The sequence below is a fragment of the Microbacterium sp. Kw_RZR3 genome (assembly GCF_029222405.1).
In the GTDB taxonomy this organism is placed as follows: Bacteria; Actinomycetota; Actinomycetes; order Actinomycetales; family Microbacteriaceae; genus Microbacterium.
In genome coordinates, this window is sequence record NZ_JARHXC010000027.1 from 1 (window position 1) to 7,803 (window position 7,803).

General features: G+C 72.3%; 7 protein-coding genes. 6 read left to right on the top strand and 1 reads right to left on the bottom strand.

The window, feature by feature from the left end:
- Window positions 1-47: 47 nt before the first annotated feature.
- Window positions 48-1,439 carry a xylulokinase gene (gene xylB, locus P2P98_RS00965; RefSeq protein WP_275796328.1) on the top strand — a complete coding sequence of 464 codons (1,392 nt, stop codon included), beginning with the start codon at window positions 48-50 and terminating at the stop codon, window positions 1,437-1,439.
- A 53-nt stretch (window positions 1,440-1,492) separates the two neighbouring features.
- Window positions 1,493-1,642, top strand: coding sequence for a hypothetical protein (locus tag P2P98_RS00970; RefSeq protein WP_275796329.1), 150 nt, complete (start codon window positions 1,493-1,495; stop codon window positions 1,640-1,642).
- Here the strand turns inward: P2P98_RS00970 and P2P98_RS00975 are convergent.
- On the bottom strand, window positions 1,618-2,475 hold the full coding sequence (locus tag P2P98_RS00975) for a hypothetical protein (protein WP_275796330.1): 858 nt from the start codon (window positions 2,473-2,475) through the stop codon (window positions 1,618-1,620). The genes P2P98_RS00970 and P2P98_RS00975 overlap by 25 nt on opposite strands.
- A gap of 66 nt (window positions 2,476-2,541) precedes the next feature.
- On the opposite strand from P2P98_RS00975, the gene P2P98_RS00980 reads away from it, so the two are divergent.
- The 4 genes from P2P98_RS00980 (at window position 2,542) to araA (ending at window position 7,714) form a co-directional block, all read left to right on the top strand.
- The gene (locus tag P2P98_RS00980; protein WP_275796331.1) at window positions 2,542-3,510 is read left to right on the top strand and encodes a LacI family DNA-binding transcriptional regulator; all 969 of its coding nucleotides are present in this window, start codon (window positions 2,542-2,544) and stop codon (window positions 3,508-3,510) included.
- Between the two features lie 375 nt (window positions 3,511-3,885).
- Window positions 3,886-4,602, top strand: coding sequence for an L-ribulose-5-phosphate 4-epimerase (locus P2P98_RS00985; RefSeq protein ID WP_275796332.1), 717 nt, complete (start codon window positions 3,886-3,888; stop codon window positions 4,600-4,602).
- The gene (locus P2P98_RS00990) at window positions 4,599-6,182 is read left to right on the top strand and encodes an FGGY-family carbohydrate kinase (RefSeq protein ID WP_275796333.1); all 1,584 of its coding nucleotides are present in this window, start codon (window positions 4,599-4,601) and stop codon (window positions 6,180-6,182) included. The genes P2P98_RS00985 and P2P98_RS00990 overlap by 4 nt, the downstream gene beginning before the upstream one ends.
- A 20-nt stretch (window positions 6,183-6,202) precedes the next feature.
- Entirely contained in the window at window positions 6,203-7,714 is a 1,512-nt protein-coding gene (gene araA / locus P2P98_RS00995; RefSeq protein WP_275796334.1) for an L-arabinose isomerase, read from the top strand.
- The last annotated feature ends 89 nt before the right edge of the window (window positions 7,715-7,803 follow it).

Genomic DNA, 7,803 nt, shown 5'->3' on the forward strand with positions numbered 1-7,803 from the left:
ACTGAACGGGATGCCGCACCGGTGCGGCGCGAACAGAGGGAGTGAGCATGGCGCTCGTCATGGGAGTCGATTCGTCGACGCAGTCGTGCAAGGTCGTCGTCGTCGACGCCGAGACCGGGCGCGTGGTGCGCGAGGGGCGTGCGTCGCACCCGGCCGGCACGTCGGTCGATCCCGAGGCGTGGTGGGTCGCGTTGCAGGATGCCATCGGCCAGGCCGGCGGCCTCGACGACGTCGCCGCGGTCTCGATCGCCGGCCAGCAGCACGGCATGGTCGTGCTCGACGCGGACGGCGCGGTCATCCGCGACGTGCTGCTATGGAACGACACCCGCTCGGCGCAGGCGGCGCGCGACCTCATCGACGAGGTCGGTGCGGCCGAGTACGCCGAGCGTACCGGCGCGGTGCCGGTCGCCTCGTTCACGGGCACGAAGCTGCGCTGGCTGCGGGATGCCGAGCCCGAGAACGCCGTACGCGTTGCCGCGGTCGCTCTGCCGCACGATTGGCTGACCTGGCGTCTGCGCGGATTTGGCCCCGGCAACGCCGTGCTGGAGGAGCTCGTCACCGACCGGTCCGACGCCTCGGGCACCGCGTACTGGGGGGCGGACGGGTACGCCCTCGATCTCTTCACCCGCGCGCTGGGCCACGAGGCGGTGCTTCCGCGCGTGCTCGGTCCGTGGGAGAGCGCGGGCACGCTCGACGGTGGTGCGCTCGTCGGCCCGGGGGCCGGGGACAATGCAGGCGCCGCACTCGGCCTCGGTGCAGGAGTGGGCGATGTCGTCGTCTCGCTCGGGACTTCGGGCACCGTCTTCGCTGTCGCCGACGCGCCCACCCGTGACACCACCGGCACGGTCGCCGGGTTCGCCGATGCGACGGGGAAGTTCCTGCCGCTGGTCGCCACGCTCAACGCCGCGCGCGTTCTCGACGCGTTCGCGGGCCTGCTGGGCGTCTCGCACGACGAACTCGGCGCCCTCGCTCTCGAGGCCGAGCCCGGTGCCGGTGGCGTCGTGCTCGTGCCGTGGTTCGAGGGGGAGCGCACCCCCAACCTGCCCCACGCGCAGGCGTCGCTGACCGGGCTGACCCTGGCATCCACGAACCGGTCGAACTTCGCCCGCGCGGCGATCGAGGGCATGCTCAGCGGCCTCGCCGTGGGGCTCGAGGCGATCCAGGCGCAGGGCGTCGAGGTCCGTCGCGTGCTGCTCATCGGCGGTGCCGCCGCCAACGAGGGCGTCGCGCGGATCGCGGCGCAGGTGTTCGACGCCGAGATCGTCGTGCCCGCCGCGGGGGAGTACGTCGCGCTCGGCGCGGCACGGCAGGCGGCGGGGGTTCTCGCCGGCGGCCCGGTCGACTGGACCGTGGCGACGACCCGCGCGGTCGACGCCGATCACCGGCCCGAGATCCGCGAGCGTTACGACGTGGTGGCGGCACTGCGCGCGCAGGAGTGATCCGTCGCGTCAACGGGCTGGTCGCGTCGCGCCTCGATCCGTAGCGTCGCGCCATGCCGTTGATCCGTCTGGATGCCCCGACCTTCCACCGCGACGTCGAGGTCGATGTCGTCACCGATCTCGTCGAGGCCGAGGGGATGACCTGGGCACGCGAGGGGGACGTCGAGGGTGTGCCGCGTTACGTCCCGGCCGCCGCGGGTTGAGTCGTCGGCGTTCGGATCTCGGCGTCGTCCGGCTGCACCCTCGCGTACGACGGTTGCCGCGCCGCCCGCACCCACGCAGGCCATCGCGCGCCCGGGATCGGTCGTCGCACGGCGTCGAACCGCAGGCCGCGGTCGTCCTGGTCGGGGTCGAGGCGCAGGACGAGTCGAGCGAACGGATGCCATGGGCCCGCCGGCGTGGCGTGCCCGAGCGTGAGGACCCACGGCGTGTCGTCCGCCCCGTCGAGCTCACGCGGATCCGTCGCGGGCGGTCGCCCCGACGCGGTGCGGGCCACGAGCAGGACGGCGCCGCGCGTGCCGCGGAACGGCAGGAGCGATCCCAGGCGCGCACGCTCGGCACGGCGGTGGGGCAGCAGCAGGAAGCGCGCGGGGACGTTCCACCCGGCGGACGCGAGTTCGACATCAGCGACGGGCGAGGCCGGGCCCGTCTTGTCGTTCATCGGCGAGGCAGCGCCCGGTTGCCGTCCGGGGGCTTCCCCGCGCAGAGTCCCCGCCGTCCCCCGATCCCACTCCGCGAGATCCACCCGCACCGCGAGCCCGATGATGTCGGGCAGCGGCGCGGGCAGCCCGAGCGACCGCGACACCCGCGCGATGGCCGGCACCGGCCCCGGCGGCGCGTGGTCGATGAAGGTGACGCCGGCGGACTCGGCATCCGGAATCCAGCGCATCTCACCGCGGAGCACGACTCCGCGGCTGTGGATGGGGCGCGGTGGGCGCAGACGCTGCACGGCCGCGAAGGACCCGGCGAGGACCGCACCGATCGCGCGCGCGAGAGGTGATTCGTGCAGGGGTGGGATGCCGGTCGGCTCGGTCATGCCCCCAGAGCACAACGAACACCCGCGGACGACCGAGGGGGTTGCGCGGCGCTACTGTGAGGGACCATGAGCGGCGACAGCGGAGGCAAGCGCATCGGTATGCGCGAGGTCGCCGAGGCCGCCGGGGTCTCGCCGCAGACCGTCTCTCGCGTGCTGAACGACTACCCCGGCATCCGGGATGCCACGCGGGAGCGGGTCCTCACCGCTGTCGCGGCGCTGGACTACCGCGTGAACAACGCCGCGCGGGCGCTCGGCACGAGCCTCACCCGCACCGTGGGGGTCGTGGCATCCGATGCCGTCCTGCACGGACCGTCGGCGGGGATCGCCGCTCTCGAGCGGGCGGCGCGCGCCCGGGGACGGTGGATCTCGACCGCGTACACCGACTCGGACGACCCGGCCGACATCGACGCGGCCGTGCGGCACCTGCTCGACCAGGGCGTCGACGGGATCGTGCTCGTCGCGGCTCACGGGGCCACTCCTCTCGAGGGGTACGACGTGCCGCTCGTGCCGTTGTACGGCGAGTCGGGGATTCGCCAGCGCGACGCGGCCGCCCTCGTCGTGGATCATCTCGCGGACCTCGGACATCGCCGCATCGTCGAGGTCGCCGGCCCGCCGGACTGGCGCGAAGCCCTGGCGCGCACGGCGGGTGTCGCCGATGCCTTGGCCCGGCGCGGGCTCGCGCGGGAGGGGCGCGTCGAGGGGGACTGGAGTGCCGGCTCCGGTGCGGCCGTCGCCGACGCGGTGGCCGCGCACGTGCGCCGCGGTGCCACCGCGGTGGCGGTCGCCAACGACCAGATGGCACTCGGGCTCATGGCGGGGCTCGCCGCCCGTGGGATCACGGTTCCGGCCGACGTCTCGGTCGCCGGCTTCGACGACAACCCGGATGCCGCCTTCTACACGCCCGCGCTCACCACGGTGCGCCTCGACGTCGAGGGCGAGGCGGCGGAGGCGGTGGCGCGGGTGTTGGGCGACGAGCCGACGGCTCCCGCGCAGCCGGTGCTGGTGCCGCGCGCGTCGACCGCCGCGCCGCGCTGACGCCCCGCGAGGGTGCCGCGTCGGCGGCGGCCCCGCGCTGCTGCCCCGCGGCTGCCGCCGGGTCGGCGGCGGGCACAAGTCCGGCGATCCGGCTCAGCCGTCGGGGAGGTGGCATCCCGGGGTCTGTTCTGCAGGAGTTGTGCGGGTGTGCGCGGCACCCCGGGTCGGCGCATCCCGTGCGAAACTCCGGAGATTCGGCACCGTTCGCCGACGTGCCCCGCGGAAAGCCGCACGTCCGTCGGCCCGCCCGCTCGAAATCTCCGGAGCCCGGCACGCGCGCGACCGCGGGCAGTGGCATCCGCCTCTCGCCATCCCGCGATGTTACCGGTAACATGACTCGGGAACCCGCTACCGAGAGAGTCGAAGGAGACCCGCGTGTCCGCTGCCGCCACGTTCGCGCCCGAGGTGCAGGAGGCGATCGACGCCGTCCGCGCCGACGTCGCGAAGCTGCACGCCGAGCTCGTGCGCTACAACCTCATCGTCTGGACCGGCGGCAACGTCTCGGGCCGCGTCCCCGGCGCCGACCTGTTCGTCATCAAGCCCTCGGGCGTCTCCTACGATGACCTGGCCCCCGAGGACATGATCCTGTGCGACCTCGACGGCAACGCGATCCCCGGCACCCCGGGCAGCGAGCGCAGCCCCTCGAGCGACACCGCGGCGCACGCGTACGTCTACCGGAACATGCCCGAGGTCGGCGGGGTCGTGCACACGCACTCCACCTACGGCGTCGCGTGGGCGGCCCGCGGCGAGGAGATCCCCTGCGTCATCACGGCCATGGCCGACGAGTTCGGCGGCCCCATCCCGGTCGGCCCGTTCGCGATCATCGGCGACGACTCGATCGGCCGCGGCATCGTCGAGACCCTGCGCGGCCACCGCTCGCGCGGCGTGATCATGCAGAACCACGGCCCGTTCACGATCGGGGCGACGGCGAAGGATGCCGTGAAGGCCGCCGTCATGCTCGAAGACGTCGCCCGCACCGTGCACATCGCGCGCGAGGCTGGCCCCCTCATCCCGATCCCCCAGGACAAGATCGACGCCCTCTACAACCGCTACCAGAACGTCTACGGACAGAGCACGGACGACCGCCGATGAACGCCGAACTCACCGCCCTCATCGAGCAGGGCCGCGCCTCGCTGGGCATCGAGCTCGGCTCGACCCGCATCAAGGCGTGCCTCATCGGCCCCGACGCCGAGGTGCTCGCGACCGGTTCCCACGAGTGGGAAAACGTCTACGCCGACAAGCTCTGGACCTACTCTCTGGATGCCGTGTGGTCGGGCCTCCGGGCTGCCTACGCCGAGCTGGTGCAGAACGTGCAGCAGCGGTACGGCGTCATTCCCGAGCGCTACGCGGCGATGGGGGTCTCGGCGATGATGCACGGCTACCTCGCGTTCGACGCCGACGGCGAGATGCTCGCGCCCTTCCGAACGTGGCGCAACACGAACACCGGTGTCGCAGCCAGCGAGCTCACCGAGCTGCTGGGTGTGAACATCCCGCTCCGGTGGTCGATCGCGCACCTGCACCAGGCGGTCGTCGATGCCGAACCGCACGTGCCCGAGATCCGCTTCCTCACCACGCTCGCCGGGTACGTCCACTGGAAGCTCACGGGCGAGAAGGTGCTCGGTGTGGGGGATGCCTCGGGCATGTTCCCGATCGACTCCGCCACGCGTGACTACGACGCCGAGCTGGTCGCCCGCTACGACGCACTCGCCGCCGGTCGCGTCCCGGCGCTGAACGATCTGCTGCCGCGCGTGCTCGTGGCGGGAACGGCGGCGGGGAACCTCACCGACGACGGGGCACAGCTCCTCGACCCGACCGGAACCCTGCGCCCTGGCATCCCGTTCGCTCCTCCCGAGGGAGATGCCGGCACCGGCATGGTCGCCACAGGCGCCGTCGCTCCCCGCACGGGCAACGTCAGCGCCGGCACGAGCATCTTCGCGATGGTCGTGCTGGAGCGCCCGCTCGACGAGGTGCACCACGAACTTGACCTCGTCACGACGCCCTCGGGCGATGCGGTCGCGATGGTGCACTGCAACAACGGCGCGAGCGAGCTGGCCGCGTGGGCGAACATGTTCACCGCCTTCTCAGCCGCGGCCGGCGTGCCGCAGACCCCGGATGCCACCTACGCGGTGCTCTTCTCCGCCGCGCTCGAGGGTGAGCCCGACGCCGGTGGGCTGCTGGCCTACAACCACCTCGCCGGAGAGCCCATCGCGGGTCTCGACGAAGGACGCCCCCTCGTCGTCCGCACGCCTGACAGCCGCCTGACCCTGCCGAACTTCATGCGCGCGCAGCTGTACGGCGTCTTCGGGACGCTCGCGCTCGGCATGGCGGTGCTGCACGCCGAGGGCGTTGGCCTCGACAAGATGTATGCCCACGGCGGCATGTTCCGCACCGCGGGGGTCGCGCAGCGCTTCCTCGCGGCGGCGCTCGACGCTCCCGTCGCGGTCGCCGAGACGGCGTCCGAGGGCGGCGCGTGGGGCATGGCCGTGCTCGCGGCCTACGTCGCCGACGGCGCGGGCCGCGACCTCGATACCTACCTGGCCGAGGTGGTCTTCGCCGACGCACCCATCACCACCGCCGACCCCGACCCGACGGACGTCGCCGGATTCTCGGCCTACCTCGACCGTTACCGCGCGGGCCTCGCCGTCGAGGCCGCCGCCGCGGCATCCCTCTGAACACTCGAAAAGGAACAGCAATGACCCGCACGAAGCTCAAGAACGACCTCGACGGCTACGAGGTCTGGTTCGTCACCGGCAGCCAGAACCTCTACGGCGAAGAGACCCTGAAGCAGGTCGCCGAGCAGTCGCAGGCCGTCGTCGAGGGGCTGAACGGCCTCCCGGTGAAGGTCGTCTGGAAGCCCGTGCTGAAGGACTCCGACAGCATCCGCCGCATGGCGCTCGAGATCAACGGCCGCGATGACGTCATCGGCGTGATCGCGTGGATGCACACCTTCAGCCCTGCGAAGATGTGGATCTCCGGCCTCGACGCCCTGCAGAAGCCGCTCCTCCACCTGCACACGCAGGCGAACGTCGAGCTGCCGTGGAACGACATCGACTTCGACTTCATGAACCTCAACCAGGCCGCCCACGGCGACCGCGAGTTCGGGTACATCCAGACGCGCCTCGGCGTTTCGCGGAAGACCGTCGTCGGCCACGTGTCGAACCCGGCCGTGCGCCAGCGGATCGAGGACTGGGAGCGCGCCGCCGCCGGCTGGACCGCCGCCCGCACCCTCAAGCTCGCGCGTTTCGGCGACAACATGCGCTTCGTCGCGGTCACCGAGGGCGACAAGACCGAGGCCGAGCTGCGCTTCGGCGTGCAGGTCAACACGTGGGGCGTCAACGAGCTCGTCGAGGCCGTCGAGAAGGCATCGGATGCCGACATCGACGCGCTCGTGCAGGAGTACGTCGACAGCTACGACGTCGTGGACGAGCTGCTCCCCGGCGGCGCACGCCACCAGTCGCTGCGCGACGGCGCCGCGATCGAGCTGGGCCTGCGCTCTTTCCTCGAGGAGGGCGGCTTCGGCGCCTTCACGACGTCGTTCGAAGACCTCGGCGCGCTGAAGCAGCTGCCCGGTCTCGCGGTGCAGCGCCTCATGGCCGAGGGCTACGGCTTCGGCGCCGAGGGTGACTGGAAGACGGCGATCCTCGTGCGCGTCGCGAACGTCATGGGCGCCGGCCTCCCCGGCGGCGCGTCGCTCATGGAGGACTACACGTACGACCTCGTCCCCGGCTCCGAGCGCATCCTCGGCGCCCACATGCTCGAGGTCTCGCCCTCGCTCACCACGAAGAAGCCGCGCCTCGAGATCCACGAGCTCGGCATCGGCGGCAAGGACGACCCGGTGCGCCTGGTCTTCACCGCCGACCCCGGCCCCGCGCTCGTGGTCGCGATGAGCGACATGCGCGATCGCTTCCGCCTCGTGGCGAACGTCGTCGAGAACGTCGACGCCCCCGACCTGCCGAAGCTCCCCGTCGGGCGCGCCGTGTGGAAGCCCGCCCCCGACTTCGCGACCTCGGCCGGCTGCTGGCTCGCCGCGGGAGCCGCGCACCACACCGTCATGACGACGGCCGTGGGTATCGAGGTGTTCCGCGACTTCGCCGAGATCGCCAAGACCGAGCTCGTCGTCATCGACGAGGACACGACGGTCCGCGGTTTCCAGAGCGAGCTGCGCTGGAACCAGGCGTACTACCGCCTGGCCCAGGGCTTGTAAGACCCCGCCGTCCCCGGTTCCTTCGATGATCCGGGGGCGGTGCGGCACTCGCGCGTCTCGCTCTCTCGGGGCGCGTGCCGCGCACCGGC

Bases quoted from the DNA above. Each gene is read 5' to 3' on its own strand.
- xylB (WP_275796328.1), top strand. From the start codon at position 48: ATGGCGCTCGTCATGGGAGTCGATTCGTCGACGCAGTCGTGCAAGGTC.
- P2P98_RS00970 (WP_275796329.1), top strand. From the start codon at position 1,493: ATGCCGTTGATCCGTCTGGATGCCCCGACCTTCCACCGCGACGTCGAG.
- P2P98_RS00975 (WP_275796330.1), bottom strand. From the start codon at position 2,475: ATGACCGAGCCGACCGGCATCCCACCCCTGCACGAATCACCTCTCGCG.
- P2P98_RS00980 (WP_275796331.1), top strand. From the start codon at position 2,542: ATGAGCGGCGACAGCGGAGGCAAGCGCATCGGTATGCGCGAGGTCGCC.
- P2P98_RS00990 (WP_275796333.1), top strand. From the start codon at position 4,599: ATGAACGCCGAACTCACCGCCCTCATCGAGCAGGGCCGCGCCTCGCTG.
- araA (WP_275796334.1), top strand. From the start codon at position 6,203: ATGACCCGCACGAAGCTCAAGAACGACCTCGACGGCTACGAGGTCTGG.